17 protein-coding genes and 1 other annotated feature (1 of these 18 running past the window's edge) are annotated in these 16,907 nt (G+C 37.5%); of the genes, 5 read left to right on the top strand and 12 right to left on the bottom strand.

Annotation, left to right across the window (positions count from 1 at the left end; genetic code table 11):
- Nucleotides 1–208: 208 nt before the first annotated feature.
- The 3 genes from GPS65_RS10940 (at nucleotide 209) to GPS65_RS19295 (ending at nucleotide 1,986) form a co-directional block, all read left to right on the top strand.
- Nucleotides 209–607, top strand: a complete 399-nt coding sequence (locus GPS65_RS10940) for a globin domain-containing protein (RefSeq protein WP_008355333.1) — start codon at nucleotides 209–211, stop codon at nucleotides 605–607.
- Nucleotides 604–1,515: a ClpXP adapter SpxH family protein gene (locus GPS65_RS10935; RefSeq protein ID WP_012009578.1), complete on the top strand. Its 912-nt coding sequence runs from the start codon at nucleotides 604–606 to the stop codon at nucleotides 1,513–1,515. The genes GPS65_RS10940 and GPS65_RS10935 overlap by 4 nt, the downstream gene beginning before the upstream one ends.
- 297 nt (nucleotides 1,516–1,812) lie before the next feature.
- On the top strand, nucleotides 1,813–1,986 hold the full coding sequence (locus GPS65_RS19295) for a hypothetical protein (protein WP_088003084.1): 174 nt from the start codon (nucleotides 1,813–1,815) through the stop codon (nucleotides 1,984–1,986).
- 103 nt (nucleotides 1,987–2,089) lie between these two features.
- Here the strand turns inward: GPS65_RS19295 and pepF are convergent, their stop codons facing one another.
- The 4 genes from pepF to mecA all read right to left on the bottom strand — a co-directional run bounded on the left by pepF (nucleotide 2,090) and on the right by mecA (nucleotide 7,726).
- Nucleotides 2,090–3,916, bottom strand: coding sequence for an oligoendopeptidase F (gene pepF, locus GPS65_RS10930; RefSeq protein ID WP_338014774.1), 1,827 nt, complete (start codon nucleotides 3,914–3,916; stop codon nucleotides 2,090–2,092).
- Between the two features lie 214 nt (nucleotides 3,917–4,130).
- Nucleotides 4,131–5,291 (bottom strand): competence protein CoiA, encoded by a 1,161-nt coding sequence (locus GPS65_RS10925; protein ID WP_012009575.1) that lies wholly within the window; start codon nucleotides 5,289–5,291, stop codon nucleotides 4,131–4,133.
- 163 nt (nucleotides 5,292–5,454) lie between these two features.
- Nucleotides 5,455–6,975, bottom strand: coding sequence for a cardiolipin synthase (gene cls, locus GPS65_RS10920; protein ID WP_161985419.1), 1,521 nt, complete (start codon nucleotides 6,973–6,975; stop codon nucleotides 5,455–5,457).
- 85 nt (nucleotides 6,976–7,060) lie between these two features.
- Nucleotides 7,061–7,726, bottom strand: coding sequence for an adaptor protein MecA (mecA, locus tag GPS65_RS10915; RefSeq protein ID WP_012009573.1), 666 nt, complete (start codon nucleotides 7,724–7,726; stop codon nucleotides 7,061–7,063).
- Nucleotides 7,727–7,988: 262 nt separating this feature from the next.
- Between mecA and GPS65_RS10910 the strand changes: the two genes are divergently transcribed.
- Complete coding sequence (locus tag GPS65_RS10910) at nucleotides 7,989–8,654, top strand: TerC family protein (RefSeq protein WP_012009572.1); 666 nt, start codon at nucleotides 7,989–7,991, stop codon at nucleotides 8,652–8,654.
- Between the two features lie 40 nt (nucleotides 8,655–8,694).
- On the opposite strand, the gene spxA is transcribed toward GPS65_RS10910, so the two are convergent.
- The 8 genes from spxA to GPS65_RS10870 all read right to left on the bottom strand — a co-directional run bounded on the left by spxA (nucleotide 8,695) and on the right by GPS65_RS10870 (nucleotide 16,119).
- A complete protein-coding gene (gene spxA / locus GPS65_RS10905; RefSeq protein WP_003211421.1) occupies nucleotides 8,695–9,090 on the bottom strand; it encodes a transcriptional regulator SpxA in 396 nt (131 codons plus the stop codon).
- A gap of 193 nt (nucleotides 9,091–9,283) precedes the next feature.
- Nucleotides 9,284–9,862, bottom strand: coding sequence for a GNAT family N-acetyltransferase (locus GPS65_RS10900; protein WP_161985418.1), 579 nt, complete (start codon nucleotides 9,860–9,862; stop codon nucleotides 9,284–9,286).
- Between the two features lie 136 nt (nucleotides 9,863–9,998).
- On the bottom strand, nucleotides 9,999–10,286 hold the full coding sequence (locus GPS65_RS10895) for a hypothetical protein (protein ID WP_088003072.1): 288 nt from the start codon (nucleotides 10,284–10,286) through the stop codon (nucleotides 9,999–10,001).
- A gap of 105 nt (nucleotides 10,287–10,391) precedes the next feature.
- On the bottom strand, nucleotides 10,392–11,303 hold the full coding sequence (locus GPS65_RS10890; protein ID WP_391509312.1) for an ABC transporter ATP-binding protein: 912 nt from the start codon (nucleotides 11,301–11,303) through the stop codon (nucleotides 10,392–10,394).
- Nucleotides 11,304–11,313: 10 nt separating this feature from the next.
- Nucleotides 11,314–12,375, bottom strand: coding sequence for an ABC transporter ATP-binding protein (locus GPS65_RS10885; protein WP_041816211.1), 1,062 nt, complete (start codon nucleotides 12,373–12,375; stop codon nucleotides 11,314–11,316).
- Nucleotides 12,376–12,393: 18 nt separating this feature from the next.
- Nucleotides 12,394–13,422 (bottom strand): oligopeptide ABC transporter permease, encoded by a 1,029-nt coding sequence (opp3C, locus tag GPS65_RS10880; RefSeq protein ID WP_041816208.1) that lies wholly within the window; start codon nucleotides 13,420–13,422, stop codon nucleotides 12,394–12,396.
- Entirely contained in the window at nucleotides 13,422–14,351 is a 930-nt protein-coding gene (opp3b, locus tag GPS65_RS10875; protein ID WP_161985417.1) for an oligopeptide ABC transporter permease, read from the bottom strand. The genes opp3C and opp3b overlap by 1 nt, the downstream gene beginning before the upstream one ends.
- Before the next feature lie 109 nt (nucleotides 14,352–14,460).
- Nucleotides 14,461–16,119 (bottom strand): peptide ABC transporter substrate-binding protein, encoded by a 1,659-nt coding sequence (locus tag GPS65_RS10870; protein ID WP_012009565.1) that lies wholly within the window; start codon nucleotides 16,117–16,119, stop codon nucleotides 14,461–14,463.
- 449 nt (nucleotides 16,120–16,568) lie between these two features.
- Here GPS65_RS10870 and GPS65_RS10865 point away from each other — a divergent pair, with 449 nt between their 5' ends.
- Nucleotides 16,569–16,832, top strand: coding sequence for a DUF3899 domain-containing protein (locus GPS65_RS10865; protein ID WP_224925152.1), 264 nt, complete (start codon nucleotides 16,569–16,571; stop codon nucleotides 16,830–16,832).
- Between the two features lie 44 nt (nucleotides 16,833–16,876).
- Nucleotides 16,877–16,907, top strand: a binding site (T-box leader); it runs 188 nt beyond the window's last position.

Below are 16,907 nucleotides of genomic sequence, written 5' to 3'. Positions count from 1 at the left end.
GATATGGTCAATTGATCACGGAACCCGCCTCTCCCCTTATTTCCAATAGCCCAAAGCGGTTTGTTTGTGGAATTGAGTTGAGGTTGTTAAAATAAGTATACAAGAACAGAAACAATCAAATAGAACAAACTGAATATCACTTTTGAAATAAATGAATTTTCAATAGGGTGTGACATCCTATTAACTACGAGTAAAAGGAGTAGTCAACATGGTACAATCGTTTAACGCACCTTACGAAGCGGTTGGAGAGGAACTTCTATCGCAACTTGTTGATACTTTTTATGAAAATGTAAAGTGTCATCCTTTGCTTCATCCTATTTTCCCGGATGACTTAAAAGAAACAGCAAGAAAACAAAAACAGTTTTTAACGCAATATTTAGGCGGACCCCCGCTTTATACAGAGGAGCATGGCCACCCTATGCTACGGGCGAGACATCTCCCTTTTCCGATTACTGAGGAGCGGGCTGACGCATGGCTTGAATGCATGGAGGATGCAATGGATCAAGTAGGATTAACCGGCGATATTCGTGACTTTTTATTTGAGCGGCTTTCTTTAACGGCTCGTCATATGGTCAATCAAACACCTGAAAAGGATGGACGATCTTGAGCTGCAATACGCATGATCAATATTTCTCACACTGTCACGGACATCCTCAAAAGCCGATTGAAATCTATGTATTCATTGACCCTCTAAGTCCAGACTGCTGGTTATTAGAGCCATCTATCAAAAAATTAAAAATGAAGTACGGCCGTTTTTTCACATTACGAACAGTGACAAGCTCTAGTATTAATGCATTGAATCGAAAACGAAAAAAGCATTTACTAACTGAAGCATGGGGGAAATTTGCGACCAAAACTCAGACCAAAAAAGAACAAATGCTGTCTGAACAAATTGTAACTTCACCTTATCTCGCCTCGCTTGCATTAAAAGCGGCTGAACTTCAAGGCAGAAAATGCGGAATGAAATTTCTGCGTCTCATTCAAGAATCACTTTTTTGCCATCAGCAAGATGTCACAAGTGAACACGTACTACTAGAAAATGCGAAAAGCGCTGGACTAGACATCGAGGAATTCCAGCGCGATATTCATTCTCAAAGTGCTGTCAAAGCATTAAAATGTGATATGAAAATTGCCGCTGAAATGGACGTGTCTGAACTACCGACCTTTGCCTTTTTTAATACAGTAAACGGAGATGAAGGATTAAAAATTTCAGGTGCGTACTCTTATGATGTATACGAGGAAATCCTTTTTGAAATGATTGGTGAAAAACCAACCCCTTCAGAACGACCTCCAATTGAATGGTTTATTGCTTACTTTCAATTTGCATCTGCTAAAGAAATTGCGGTCGTTTATGACCTGACACTTGAAGAAGTTGAACGAGAAATGAAAAAGCTGGCTTTCGCTAAAAAAGTCGAACGTGTACAAGTGCATCAAGAAATGTTTTGGCGCTATAAAGAAGATGATCATCATTCAGATCTTGATGTCTATCGTTGTGAGAATGAACATGGGTGCTGACCCATGTTTTTTCTTTACCTCTAAAAAGGAACGTTTGTTCTTTTTGAAACCACGAAGAAACCGCGCCGGGATAAGCGCGGTTTCACTATGTCTTAACGACAACAAAGGGGATGGGAGAAATTTTTCACGGTCAAACAAAGGGGTAATGTTTGTATGTGATTAATTTCACATCTGTAGTATATCAAATTTTGTCGACTTATGACAACAGATATACTATATGTTCATATTTTTGTCACAAAACATAAGAGGGTTGTCACTTTCATATAGTGAAAGTAACGAAAAAATGGAGGGATCTGCATGCGTAGCACAACCATTGGACTTGTTTCCATTGGCTTCTGTTTCTTTTTAAACATATTAGGCTTAATGAAAATGCTTCCTCTTTATCTCACCTCACCACTCTTATTTGCTGCAATCCTTTTTACACTTTATCGAATGAACCACAGGAAGACCTTTAAGGGATTTAAAGGTTGATGATAAGGAGCGGCCTCTACATACGAAGAGGTCTATTTTTATGATAAAAAAACTCCTGTCAAAAGATGAGTTTGCACTCACACGTCTGACAGAAGTCTTTTCATTACTCACCCATTTTAGAGATGAGCTCTTCCATTTCTTTTAATTTTTCTTCGAACAATTGACATGCTGCTTCGATTGGTTCTTTGGAAGCCATATCAACACCTGCTTTTTTCAGCACATTAATTGGGTAATCAGAGCTTCCTGCTTTAAGGAAGTCTGTGTAGCGCTCCACCGCAGGTTTTCCTTCTTCTAAGATTTGCTTGCTTAATGCCTGTGCAGCACTATAGCCTGTTGCATATTGATAGACATAATAGTTGTAGTAGAAGTGAGGGATTCTCGTCCATTCCAATCCGATTTCTTTATCCACAACCATGCCGTCTCCAAAATACTTCTTATTCAGGTCGTAATAAAGGTTCGTCATGAATTCTGGCGTTAAAGCCTCTCCTTCTTGTGCTTTCACATGAATCAGATGCTCAAACTCAGCAAACATCGTCTGTCTGAACACTGTTCCTCTAAATCCTTCTAACAAATGATTTAGCACATACAAACGCTGCTTTTTATCATCTAGATGATTCAACAAATATTCACCTAGTAACGCCTCGTTTGTCGTGGAAGCTACTTCAGCTACAAAGATACTGTAGTTTCCATACGGATATGGCTGGTGTTTTCTTGTATAGTAGCTGTGGACAGAGTGCCCAAATTCATGAGCCAGTGTAAATAAATTATCAATATTATTTTGCCAGTTCATGAGGATATATGGATTTGTGCCATAGCTTCCAGATGAATAAGCACCGCTACGTTTCCCTTTATTCTCATAAACGTCTACCCAGCGATTATTGAGCCCCTCTTTTAACACAGAGACATATTCTTCTCCTAATGGCGCTAACCCTTTTAGCATATAATCCTTTGCTTCATCGTAGGTTAGCTTCATTCCAGCATCTTTTACAAGTGGCGTATACAAGTCATAATTGTGCACTTCATCAAGCTTTAACACCTTTTTACGTAATTCAATATAACGGTGTAGTAACGGTAAATATTGATGAACGGTATCAATGAGATTGTCATATACTTCTTCTGGAATACTGTTTCGAGACAGTGCTGATTCTCTTGCCGATTTATAATTTCGAACTTTTGCATAAAAATTATCCTTTTTAATCGAGCCACTCAGTGTCGAAGCAAGCGTGTTTTTATACTGATCGTACGTTTTATACACAACTTTAAAGGCATTCTTTCTCACTTCACGGTCATCACTATTTAAAAATGTGATAAAGTTTCCGTGGGTAATTTTCTTTTCTTCCCCATTTTCATCCTTTACAGAAGGGAACGAAATATCAGCATTGTTAAACATACTAAAAGTAGTAGATGAAGTTGAGAGAGGTTCAGATGCCTCAGCTAATAAGGCCTCTTGCTCCTCACTTAGGATATGCGGACGTTCTTTATTAATTTCTTCAAGAGCATGAGAATACAGTTTTAATTCTTCTTTTTCCAAGATAAACTGCTGCAATTTATCTTCTTGAATCGATAAAATCTCTGGAACAATATAAGCAGAGGTACTAGAGAGCTGTGTAAATAAATTCGATGCTTTATCATTCAGCGCTTGAAATGATGAGTTCGTTGTATCCTCATCGTATTTCATGTGCGCATATGTATAAAGCTTACCAAGCTTTTCAGAAAGCTGATCCTGAAAGGTTAGGGCTTCATACAGTACATCAGCAGAATGAGCGAGCTTGCCTTTAAATTGGGCGAGCTTAGGAATTTCTTTTTTGACCGCTTCAAATTCCTTATTCCATGCATCGACGCTTTCAAAAATATCTTCAAGTCGCCATTTGTTTTCTTCTTTTACTTCGCTTCTGTCCGGTAAATGGTTGTTATTGCTTTCTGAAGTCATATGAATCCCCCTTGCATAAGTTGTGTTGAACCAACCTTTCGGAAAGTGAAAGAAATTGGTGTTGTATTTATCTTCTTTGTTTTGAACTATATTTGTCAAATCATATGCAGAAATAAATACCAAACAGACTAAAAAAATGAGAAAAAAGCGTTTCTTTCTATTCAATCGCAGCACCACCTTTTTCTTATCATGATCAAAGTGGGCATGAAACATGCTAATGAAATAAGAAAGCATCTCGTTTGAACGCTTCATCTACTGTTTGTATCGGCTTTTGATTTGATGCTACTTCATAATTACCCTCTTTCGTCATGCGCAAAAACCCTTGTCTGACAAGCGCATGAACATATGATGTGATGACCTCTTTTATTTCTTCTATTGAAACATCGCCATAACGAAGCTTTACTCCTTTCATCTCGATACACCGCTTGATTTCTTTCATCAACAGTTGAATCGTCACTGGACTGCTTCCTTTTTTTCTTATCATCCAATCGTATAGACACCCCTGCCAGACATAAACAGGGCTTGTAAAGATGTACGCTTTGCGTAGTGGGATAAATAATTCAGCCGGCAAAAAAGGGAAAGCTGTTTGATGATGCTCATAAAAAACGTCTCTTAATCGTTTGCTTTCATTTGATAAAATACGAGGAGGTCGCTGCCTAAATTGCTGTATACATCTTAGCCATTGTGTAGAGACTTGGCGCTTGCTTGAGGGCTGCGATAGGATATCTGAAAATTGGCGATATGCTGTTGGCGATCTGACAGTTATAGCGGCACATATTTTTGTTGGTTGAAATACAAGGAATTGAGCAAGATGGATGAATCGATTCTGTAGCGGACAGTAAAAAATCAGACTCCCTTTCTGTGATTCTCTCAACATTCCCCAATGAATCGAGGAGAAGGAAAAGAGCTGGGCAGATTTTCGCTTTAAACGATTTGCTCCTATGATCCATATAGGGAAGTGGCCTGCTTGACGGAGTCCTGCTGTCCTTTTACGGAGCTCTTGCCGTGAAATATTTGAGCATTGATATTCGATTGCATAGCTTGTTCCTCCAATAGAGACGGCCACGTCAGGACGTTGATGAACCTTTGACACATACTTTTCAAGCACCGGTTTATGCCCAAGCCGCTGAAGCCAATTCATAATGGCTTCTTTTCCCGCTTGATGATAAGCCGTTTCGCCTGAGGCTAGTGGACATGCAGTGAGCTGTTTATGTGCAAAATGATAGACACGTTGTTCACCAAGCTTTAATTGCACTTCTTCCCTGCATTCTGGGCAGTAAAACTTGCACGTCGCCCTGACATGCTCCAGCCGGTTTTTAGATAAAAGATGTGTAATACGAATAAGCTTTCCATTATCCATAATCGCTGTATTCATTCAGCTCGCCCCTTAGTCTTTGATGACCGTATTATAGCTTTTTCGTCTAAAAGAGAGCGAATCGTCAAAATGATCTTTTGTTGTGTGAAAATATAATTTTACTGATGTTTTCTTGAGGAAAACGAAAAAACCCCCTTGATAAAAAGGGGGGAAAATACAATCTTTATAGTAATGGCGATAATAATCTTGCTGTTGATTCAAAGAGTCTGACCCTTAACGGTCTCTTTGCAAATTCTTCTGGGACAATCTCGTGAGACTGATCTAAATCACCTAAGAAGTCGTTTACAAGCTTCTCAGTGCTTTTCGTTTTATAGAGGAAGGCATTTACTTCAAAATTCAAATGAAAGCTTCTCATATCCATATTGGCCGTTCCTATTGAAGCCAACTCGCTATCCACAATGATAAATTTACTATGCATAAAGCCTTGATCATATTCATACACCTTTGCACCTGCTTCTAAAAGCTCAGGGAAGTATGAACGGGACGCATGGAAGACGATTCGTTTATCTGGATTTTTCGGTGCAATAATCCGTACGTCTACTCCGCTTAATGCAGCAATTTTCAGTGCAGACAAAATATCATCATCCGGCACAAAATATGGCGAAGCGATCCAAATAGACTTTTTGGCAGAGATAATCATGGAGAAAAAGAGATTTTTAATGACTTCCCACTGTTTATCAGGACCACCAGCGATCATTTGTACACCTTCTGTTGTGCTTTCAAGGTGACTGAAATCTTTAAAGTAGTCCACACCTGCACATCTTTCATTCGTCATATAGTACCAATCCTGCATGAAAATCTGCTGCAGATCACGAACAGCTTCACCTTTAATCATCAAATGCGTGTCACGCCAAAATCCATATTGTCTGCTTCTACCCAGATATTCGTCTCCAATGTTCAGCCCGCCAACAAACCCAACTTCTCCATCAATCACGACAATTTTTCGGTGATTTCGGAAATTGATTTTATTATTTAACAGGGGTAGTCTCACAGGTAAAAATGGAACGATCTGAACGCCAGCCTTTTCGAGGTCAGCAATATATTGACGTGAAAGCTTTAAGCTTCCTACATCGTCATATAAAAAGCGGACAATCACGCCGTTTTTCGCTTTATCAATGAGAATATCTTTTAATTCTTGTCCAAGGTCATCGTGGCGGAGAATATAATATTCTAAATGAATGTGATGTGTCGCTTTTTTGATTTCTTCAAATATATGAGAAAATGTTTCTTCTCCGTTGGTCAGGACTTTAGAGGACGTGCGATACGTAATAGGGGTATGTCCAAGTCTGTGAGCCAGCTTAAATAAGAGCTGCTGATGATCGCCCATATGCGTCATCTTCTCAATTGCTTCTCTATGAATATGTTCATCTTCCTGGATTAACTGTTCGTCTAGAATCGCTTTCTTTTCAAACAGCCTTCGCTTTTTGATATTGCGTCCAAAGAAAATGTAGAACAAAAAACCGAATAACGGAAAGCTGCCAAGCAGGACAAGCCACGTGATCGTTTGAGATGGATTTCGGTTTTCCAAGAATATGACAAACCCGATGAAGATAATCGATAAAGTGAATAGAACACTGACAGAACTTAATACACTTACCGCCAAATCTCCGGCAATTAATTGAATGACTAAATAAGCACCTATCGTAATGATAAGAAAAAATAGAACTTTGACTAAATTTCTCATTTCATTTTCTCCTTGCCGTTCTCTTTATTTACCTATTCATTCAGATAAAAAAGCCGATTCCTCTATAGAAATCGACTTTTGTTGGTTACGAGAAGTGCTGTTGAATCGTTTCAAGGGCATTTCCTTCGATAATCAGCTGACCGTATTCTTTCAGTCTGTAAATGCTGACCACTGATTCATGAGCATATTCAAGCAAAATGCTGAGCTTATTCTCCACTTGCTCATCTGACAAATCCTCGTGGAAGTCAACATATAGATAATAACGGTTTTCAAACGAATATAAACTTGTGGTAAAATCCTGCATATTTAATTGAGAAAGTGCAATCAAATCTTCAAAGTCATCCATTTTCAACACAAATTGAAGTTGAAGTTTTTTGTCCTTCTCATTATGGTCTTCTTGATCCTGCTCTTCTTTTTGAAAATCATCAAGTAGTGCGTCTAGACTTTCTTCATCTGTTTGATCTTTTTTATCTTCTGGAATCGGCAATTCGAGCTTTTGTCCATCTTTAGAAAGTTGGGCTTTCGTCACGACAATTTCAAGACCTTTGTCAAGTGCCTGCACTTGAATCCAAAGTGGTCCCTCAACTGCAAATTCTTCTTCTTCGTGCACTTCGTCCATTACTTCCCAAAACAGCTCTTCACTGCGTTCGCGATTATACCAAATCTCTTCACGGTCAAATCCGCGGTCTTCAATATCACCGTAGGAAATATAAAATTTTACTGTATGTTCATTTATTCTTTCGATTTCCATTTTGCCAACCTTCCCTTCTATATAAGATGTTGAAGGGACATACAAGCTCCCAATTAATAGTACTTTACTACACTTTACCCGTTCCGTCTACATGTTAACCTTTTAAAGAATTGAGGTATTGCTTCGTACTGTCTATTTTATGATAAAACATGAATAAAAGAAATAAAAACGCATTTTTTGCAGAGAAAACTTACAGAAACATATATTTGAATTGTCTTCATATATTGGTTGTACGAGCTCTATTAGACATGAGGTGAAATGGATGGAAACAGAGTGGCTCATATCCTTACTGATGATTATTGGCATCGATCTGATTTTAGGCGGTGATAACGCGTTGATCATTGCGATGGCTAGCCGCAGCTTGTCAAATGACAAACGCAATAAAGCCATATGGATCGGCACACTTTTGGCCGTGCTGATGAGAATTACAATGACAGGTGCCGCAGTTTATTTATTGACCATCCCTTATTTGCAATTTATCGGCGGACTTTTTCTCCTTTATATAGGATACAATTTGTTAATTGAACAAAAAAAAGAATCGATTCGTATTAAAAGCAGCGGCTCCCTTTGGCGTGCGGTACAGACCATTGTGATTGCCGACCTCTTTATGTCACTTGATAATGTGATTGCTGTTGCAGGAGCGGCAAAGGGCAACATGTTGCTGACTGCCTTTGGGCTGATGATTTCAGTACCGATTATTATTTGGGGAAGTAAGCTGATTCATGCGGCTTTAACCAAATTCCCGTTTCTTTTATACGGAGGAAGTGCTCTTTTGGCTTTTACTGGCGGTGAAATGATTGTTCGTGATGTGAAATTGAATGAATTTATGGCACAGCACGCAACTCTTGAATTGATGCTCCCTTTTTTAACAGTCATCATGGTCATTTTAGCCAGCCTGTTTTACGAACAAACGGCTGAAAACAAATAAAAAAAGCTGCCAAATGATCGGCAGCTTTTCGTTTTTTCTATTAGTTAGCAAGTCGCTGAGCTTCTCTGAGTTGGAATGTACGAACCGTTCTTGGAAGGAAACGTCTAATTTCATCTTCATTGTAGCCAACTTGTAGTCTTTTTTCATCCAAGATGATTGGACGTCTTAAAAGACCTGGATGCTCATTGATTAGTTTATACAATTGTTGAAGAGGCATTGTCTCAACATTCACATTTAGCTTTTGGAATACTTTTGAACGTGTTGAGATAATTTCATCTGTACCGTCTTCAGTCATTCGAAGAATTTCTTTAATTTCATCGATTGAAAGAGGCTCTGAAAAGATGTTTCTCTCTTGATACGGAATATTGTGTTCTTCTAACCACGCTCTTGCTTTTCTACATGATGTACAGCTTGGTGATGTGTATAATGTTACCATAAATCTTCACTCCTCAATTTGTAGAATGAATATTGATCTGTATTCTTAAATTAAAATTGTTCTAAATAAGTAATCTTTATAGTGATTATACTATAAAAAAGTAAGTGTGAACAGATTTTCTTGCAATTTTTGTGACAAAAACTAGACAATTTCATTCATTTTGTAGTGTTGCTTGATGTCTGAACATTCTCATTTAGTCGAGATGATCGAAAATATTTTTTTGTTTTCTATTTTCAATGACCTTTAATACATCATCAACATCTTCATACGACTGCCCATACCATTCCTCGTCTTTATACGTATGGATTCGTTCATAGGTCTTCCTCATAGCCTCCATCATTTCTTCCTCATTATCTATAAGAGGCGACCAATAAAGGATTTCCATGCGGTTCACTTCATTTGTTGCAAGTGACCTGCGTTTATAACCGATTGATTCTGCATGCTTGAAGTGCTCTCTTTGGTAAAACTTTAGGCGTTTTGCAGTATCTGCATCATCTTCATCTACAGGCTCAACCTCAAGCAAGATCGGTTTCTTTTTTTCCTTCAGCTTATGAATGAGCTTTGATCCGAGGCCTTCACCTCTTGCATCTCTGGAAACAAATAAATAATCAATAAAGATGAAATGATCAAATTCGTCGTACATCATCACATGATGAGGTCCTTCCTCCTTATGATAAACATCACTTCTTTCCTTTAATAAAGCTTCCATATGCTCTTTTGACTTCATTTCTTCTATCGGGAAGTATTCACTGAGCTTTTCATACCAATTCATGGATCCGCTCCTTATGATATCGTTAAGAATCACTTCCTTAGATATTCCCGATTTCCTGCTATTTAAACGCCTGTACTAGTAAGACGCAGAAAAGTCTCCTCTAGTTTCACTTTTTTTCAAACAACAGAAAAAAGTTTTATATCGAACGATTCATGAGTAATTGAAAACAGACAAACAGGATGAGTGTCATCCCAGTTTGAAACATGATGAAATAAAGATACTTTCTGCGGCGTGCTTCCTCTTTCTGATTGCTTAATTTCCGGTGAAGCATATATTCCACGGAAAAAGACGCAATGCCAATGAACACCATAAATATGAGCATCCACTGCACTCCATTTGGCTTTCTCAAAAAAGACGTTGAAAAAAGCATGAATACAATGAGAAAGTGAAAGAATGAATAGCGAAACGTCTTCCATATCGACATCTGATTTCCTCCTAGAACCCGTTTGTTGTTAACTAGAAATTACCATTATCGCATTCTTTTGTAAAATAAAAAAAGAAGCACTGACGTAGCAGCGCTTCTTCTCTCTTATGATTGTTTTGCCTGAAGCTCTTTGAATTCTTCCTCTGTGCAGCTCACAAAGTGGCCTGGCTTCACTTCACGGAACTCAGTGTTCGTTCCTTTGTGAACAGATGGATCATACTTGATTCGTTTGCGGTTACGCTCATAATCTGGATCTGGAAGCGGAATCGCAGATAGTAATGATTTTGTATATGGATGAAGCGGGTTTTCGTATAATTCATTCGCTGGTGCCAGCTCGACCAATTTCCCGAAATACATTACGCCAATGCGATCGCTGATGTATTTTACCATAGACAGGTCATGGGCAATGAATAAGTACGTTAAGCCTTTTTCTTCTTGAAGCTCTTTCATTAAGTTGACGACCTGTGCTTGGATCGACACATCTAATGCAGAGATTGGTTCATCGGCAATAATGAAATCTGGTTCAACCGCTAATGCACGGGCAATCCCAATACGCTGCCTTTGACCACCAGAGAATTCATGCGGGTACCTGTTTGCATGCTCTTTGTTCAAGCCAACAGTTTCAAGCAATTGGTACACACGCTCTTTACGTGCTTGCTTTGTTTTTGCTAGGTCATGAATATCGATGCCTTCTGCAATGATGTCTTCAACTTTCATTCTTGGATTGAGTGAGGCATATGGATCCTGAAAGATCATTTGCATTTTTCGATTAAATTGCTTCAGATCAGCAGTCGATTTTTTATCATGAACATTCTGTCCATTAAAAATAACCTCACCATCTGTTGCATTATACAAACGAATGATACTTCTTCCAGTAGTCGACTTACCGCAACCAGACTCACCTACTAGCCCCAAAGTTTCTCCTCTATAAATATCGAAGCTAACATCATCAACAGCTTTTACTTCATTTGGTTTGCCCACATTAAAATATTGCTTAAGATTATTCACCTGTAAAATAACATCTTTTTCACTCAATGTGATCCCCCCCTTTTTGCGCTTTAAATTGTCGCATTCTTTGCTTAATCGATTCAGGAGGTTCTACTTTGGGCGCATTAGGATGTAATAGCCATGTAGCTGCATAATGCGTTTCTGACACTTGATATAAAGGCGGCTGCTGTTCAAAATCGATTTTCATCGCATATTGATTTCTAGCAGCAAACGGGTCACCTTTTGGAGGATTTAGCAAGTCTGGCGGCGTACCAGGTATAGCAAATAATTTCTCCTCTTTTGCGTCCAGACTAGGCATAGAGCTTAATAATCCCCAAGTATAAGGATGCTGTGGGTTATAGAAAATCTCATCAACTGTACCAATCTCGACAATTTGACCACCATACATAACCGCTACACGATCAGCTACATTCGCAACGACCCCTAAATCATGCGTAATAAAGATAATCGATGTTTCAATTTTCTTTTGTAGATCCTTCATCAGTTCTAAAATTTGCGCTTGAATTGTAACATCTAACGCTGTTGTCGGCTCATCAGCAATTAATATTTTAGGATTACAAGCAAGAGCAATTGCCACCACAACCCTTTGTCTCATACCACCTGAAAATTGATGAGGATATTGCTTAAACCTTTGTTCAGGTTTTGGAATACCTACAAGGCTGAGTAGCTCAAGTGCTCTTTTTCTAGCTTCTTCTTTACTAGCATTTTGATGTTTTAAAATTGGTTCTATAATTTGTTTGCCAATTGTCATTGTAGGATTTAATGAGGTCATTGGATCTTGAAAGACCATTGCAATATCTTTCCCACGTATTTTTTGCATTTGTTTATCAGAAAGTTTTGTTAAGTTTTTGTCTTGAAACAAAATCTCGCCTTTTTTCACTTCAGAGTTAGATTTAGGAAGCAACCCCATGATTGATTTTGAAGTAACCGATTTTCCTGAACCAGATTCTCCAACAATGGCAAGCGTCTCACCTTTCTTTAATTCAAAATTCACACCTCTTATTGCCTTGACTTCACCAGCAAACGTGTGAAATGAGATATTTAAATCATTTACTTTTAGAATGGTTTCTTGTTTATTCATCATCATCACCGTCCCGTACTAATCTTTCATTTTTGGATCAAGTGCATCTCTCACACCGTCGGCAACAAGGTTAAAGACGATCATGATAACACTAATGATAATTGCCGGATAAACCATTTGATATGGGAAAGCAATCATTGATTTAAATCCGTCTTCAATTAGCGTCCCTAGTGAAGCTTGTGGCTCTTGGAGACCTAACCCAATAAAACTTAAGAATGCTTCGAAGAAAATTGCACTAGGAATGGTGAACATTGTATTAATAATCATCACACCTGTTAAGTTAGGCAACATGTGTTTAAAGATAATTTTAAAGTTGCTTAATCCCAAAGTTCTAGCGGCTAGTACATATTCCTGTTCTTTCAGCTTCATGACTTGGGCTCGTACAACCCTGGCCATACTGATCCACCCGGTAATACTTAGAGCAATAATAATTGGAATAATCCCTGGCTTTAAGACGAGAATCATTAATATGACAACGATCAAGTTGGGAATACCCATTAGAACCTCTAGAACACGTTGCATCGCATTATCAATTTTCCCGCCAAAATAACCAGAAATTGCACCATAAGCAACACCAATAATTAAATCGATCACAGCTGCAACAACAGCAATAAGCAGTGAGATTTGAGTTCCTTTCCACACACGTGTGAATAGATCTCTCCCAAGATTATCCGTACCAAACCAGTAGTAATGATCAATTCCTTTTTGTTCATAAGGGTTGACCACATCACCACTTTTCAGCGTTCTTTCCCCAGTAAATGGAAGGAAGCTAACATGCTCTAATCCTTGGATTCGAGGAGGTAGGTTCGCTTCAGACGTTGTCTGAGTACTAAAATCTTTACCACTAATTAATGGTCCGACGATAGCCATGAATACAATTAAAAATAAAATCACTAAACTTACAACTGCGGCTTTATTCTTTTTGATTCTAAGCCATGCGTCTTGCCAATAATTCAGACTAGGTTTCTCAATTTTTTCAGCAGAAAATGTATCAACACCAGCGGGTTCAAATAGACTTTTATCAATATTTTCTTCTTGCTGTTTCATCATTTGTTACCCCCTGCTACACGAATTCTCGGATCGATAATTCCATATAGAATATCGACAATAAATACAACCACAACAAAAAGAACGGCGAATAAAATTGTTGTTCCCATAATAACTGGATAGTCATTTACAGTAATAGCTTTAACAAACTGCTCACCAATTCCAGGAATTGAGAAGATTTTCTCTATTACGAGAGATCCCGTCATTAAACTAACAGTTAGTGGACCAAGAACTGTAACAACAGGGATCAACGCATTTCTCATTGCATGCTTAAATGCTAATTCGAAATAGCCTGCTCCTTTGGCCTTTGCTAGTAAAATATAATCTGTCTCAAGAACTTCAACCATTTCTGTTCGCATAAAGCGTGCACAAATGGAGATAGGGAACATAGCTAATGCTATTGTGGGCAAAATTGTATACTCGAATCCATTCCAAAATTGAGTTGGTAGTAAACCTAATTTCACCGCAATAAAGTACTGAAGTAATCCCGCGAATACAAAACTCGGTATTGATTTACCGATAACTGCCAAGAAAGTAGCAGAATAATCTATCCATGTGTTCTGCCTTAAAGCTCCAACTACTCCCAAGAAGATACCAACAATCGTTCCTATAATAATCGCTTGAAGGCCTAGGACAGCAGATGGTCCTACTCGGTATGAAAGAAGTTCTGTTACGGAGGTATTGTTGAATTGGAATGAAACACCTAAATCTCCAGTGAATGTATTAATCAAGTAGTGAAAGTATTGAATTGGAATAGGCTGATCTAGCCCATATTTTGCATTAAGTACAGCTTGTTGTGCTTCTGACAATTTTTGAGCATTAACAAAAGGAGAACCCGGAATGAGTTTCATTAAGAAAAAAGTGATTGAAACAATGATGAAGAGGGTAACGACCATGAAGCCAACCCGTCTAATTAAGTATTTCAGCATACTTGCACCTCCTGATAAAACTGACTTTTCTGTATATTTCGACATATTTCTTTCAGTGAAAAAGAGAGTATATTCAGAGAATACACTCTCTTTTCTATAAGATTGTTAATTATCCTTCAATTTTCATCCATTTGTAGCTGAATTCTGGTCCAACCTTGTGAATGACAAATCCTTTAACTTTGTTACTAATCAGATAATTAGTTGCTCTCTGATAGATTGGTGAAAGTCCTGCGTCATCTTGTAGTAATACTTTTTCAGCTTCTTGTAAAGCTTTCCAGCGTTCTTCAGGTTTAGCAGCTAACTTACCAGATGCATCTTTTAAGAGTTGATCATATTTCTTATTAGAGTATCCCATGTGGTTGTTCCCACCACCTGTGATAAATAAGTCAGAGAATGTGATCGGGTCAAGATAATCTGGGCCCCATCCAGCCATCTGTAGATCGTAATCCTCTTTCTTATCACGATCAATACGAGTAGCAAAAGGAACACTTTGAATATTAATATCTAAGCCAGGTAAAGTTTTCTCAAGCTGATCTTTAATGAAAGCTCCGATTGTTTTAGCAGTCTCAGAATCATCACCTAAGTAATTAAGCGTTACTTTAGACGTTCCTAATTCTTTTAGACCTTTTTCGAAAAGTTTCTTAGCTTCATCTTTGTTTGTTTCTAAGTATTTAGGCATTCCATCGCGGAAGTCTTTTCCGTTTTCATCATGTACAAAGTCTTTTGGAATTTGATAGTATGCAGCAACTGAACCATTCTGCAATACATCTTTTACAAACGCTTCTTTGTCAATTGCTGTTGCAATTGCACGACGAACATTTTCATTCTTTAATGATTTATTTCCTTGGTTCATTTTCAACCAGAACACAGTAGGTTCTAGTAATCTTTTCATTCGCTTATCACCTTCGTACTGAGAGATGATTGCAGGAGTTGATAATTTAGGTGTAATATCAGCTTCTCCAGCTTCGAATGCGTTAACTGCTGCTTGTGGATCTTTAGATACTTTAAAAGTAAGTTTTGTCATAGAGACATTCTTTTTATCCCAATATTCTTCATTCTTTTTGTATTCCCAAGTTGTTGCTTGTGGTCCATCCCAAGAAGAAAGTTCATACGGTCCATTGTATACAAGGTTCTTTGCAGTTTTCGCATATTTATCACCTTGTTCTTTAACGAACTTTTCATTCACTGGATAGAAAGTTGGGAATGAAAGTAGAGATTGGAAGTAAGGAATTGGTTTTTCAAGTGTGATTTGCAATTCTTTATCGCTTACAGCTTTAATTCCTAGTTCATCAGGCTTTGCTTTTTTGTTGTAAACCTTATCAGCATTTTTGATTTTACCAACCATCATATATGGGCCATACTCAGACTTTTGATCTGGATCTAAAGCACGTTGCCAAGCATAAACGAAGTCTTGAGCTTTAACTGGATCACCATTAGACCATTTGGCATCTTTTAGTTTAATGTTATAAACTGTTTTATCTTTGTTAGCTACTGGTTCGCCATCTGCCATACCAGGTACTAATTCTTCTTTATCATTGAATCGATACAAACCCTCAAAAACGTTATTCATAGTTGTGAAACTAATTGTATCGCTTGCTTGGATTGTATCCATTGCAGGCATTTCCTGTGATTCTAAAATTGTAGCCTCTTGTTTTGAATCTTTGGATGCAGTGCCCTTGTCGCTACTTTGTTTACCTGAACATGCAGATACAAAAATAGTCAGCACCAATAAAAAAACTAAAAGCAGTGAAAATTTAGACTTTTTCATCTAGTTGTTGACCTCCCCTTCATAAATGAACTACAGGAACTATTATACTAGCAAATAAGTAATTGTGCATTCATTTTTTTAAGAAAATTTTCATATTTCGATGATTTTTTAATAAATTTATTAAAAAATTGAAACAAATTGGGTATTTCCCTTTAATTTTGTGATCTGAAATACCTAATCAGAAGTAATCCTGTCTATACAATTGGCAATCTTCATGATTCATTGTAAACTGATATCAAGAATTTTGTTAAAACAACTGCTTAATTCCTTGTTTCGTTTTTCTTATATAGTGAAAGTCTCGAATTAAATGTTTTTATTGCTATTTTAGTACAGTAAAGTTTTAATGCACAGGAGTGATTGTTATCAGATTTTTTATTCTTTTAATTAGTTCTAATTGCCTTGTATTTATTTTAAGTTTCATTTTTTATGGGCACCTCTCTCTCTTAAGTATGATTAACATCACTTTTTATTTAGCATCGATCACTTTGCTAATATGGTTATCGTTAATCACTTTAAAAAGTGGTTTTTTTGATCAAACAGCTCACAGCTTTCGAAAGGTATTTGATTCATTAAACAAGCAAAAGGGCACTATTGACGATGATTTAAACAAACATTTATCATCATCTTTCCAAAGTAATTTTCCCTTCATGAAAATAATAGGTTTTAGCTTATTAATTGAAATGTTTATTCTGCTCTTCATTTATTATATATAGGCTTTGACTTTTGATTTTTGCTTCATTATAATGAATTCAATTATACTGTTGCGATGAAAAAGAAGAGTACATATA

Origin of the sequence: Bacillus pumilus, assembly GCF_009937765.1 — a bacterium.
Taxonomy (GTDB): Bacteria; Bacillota; Bacilli; order Bacillales; family Bacillaceae; genus Bacillus; species Bacillus pumilus_O.
Note: the sequence above shows the minus strand (reverse complement) of the source record. Positions and strands in the feature narration are given on the sequence as shown.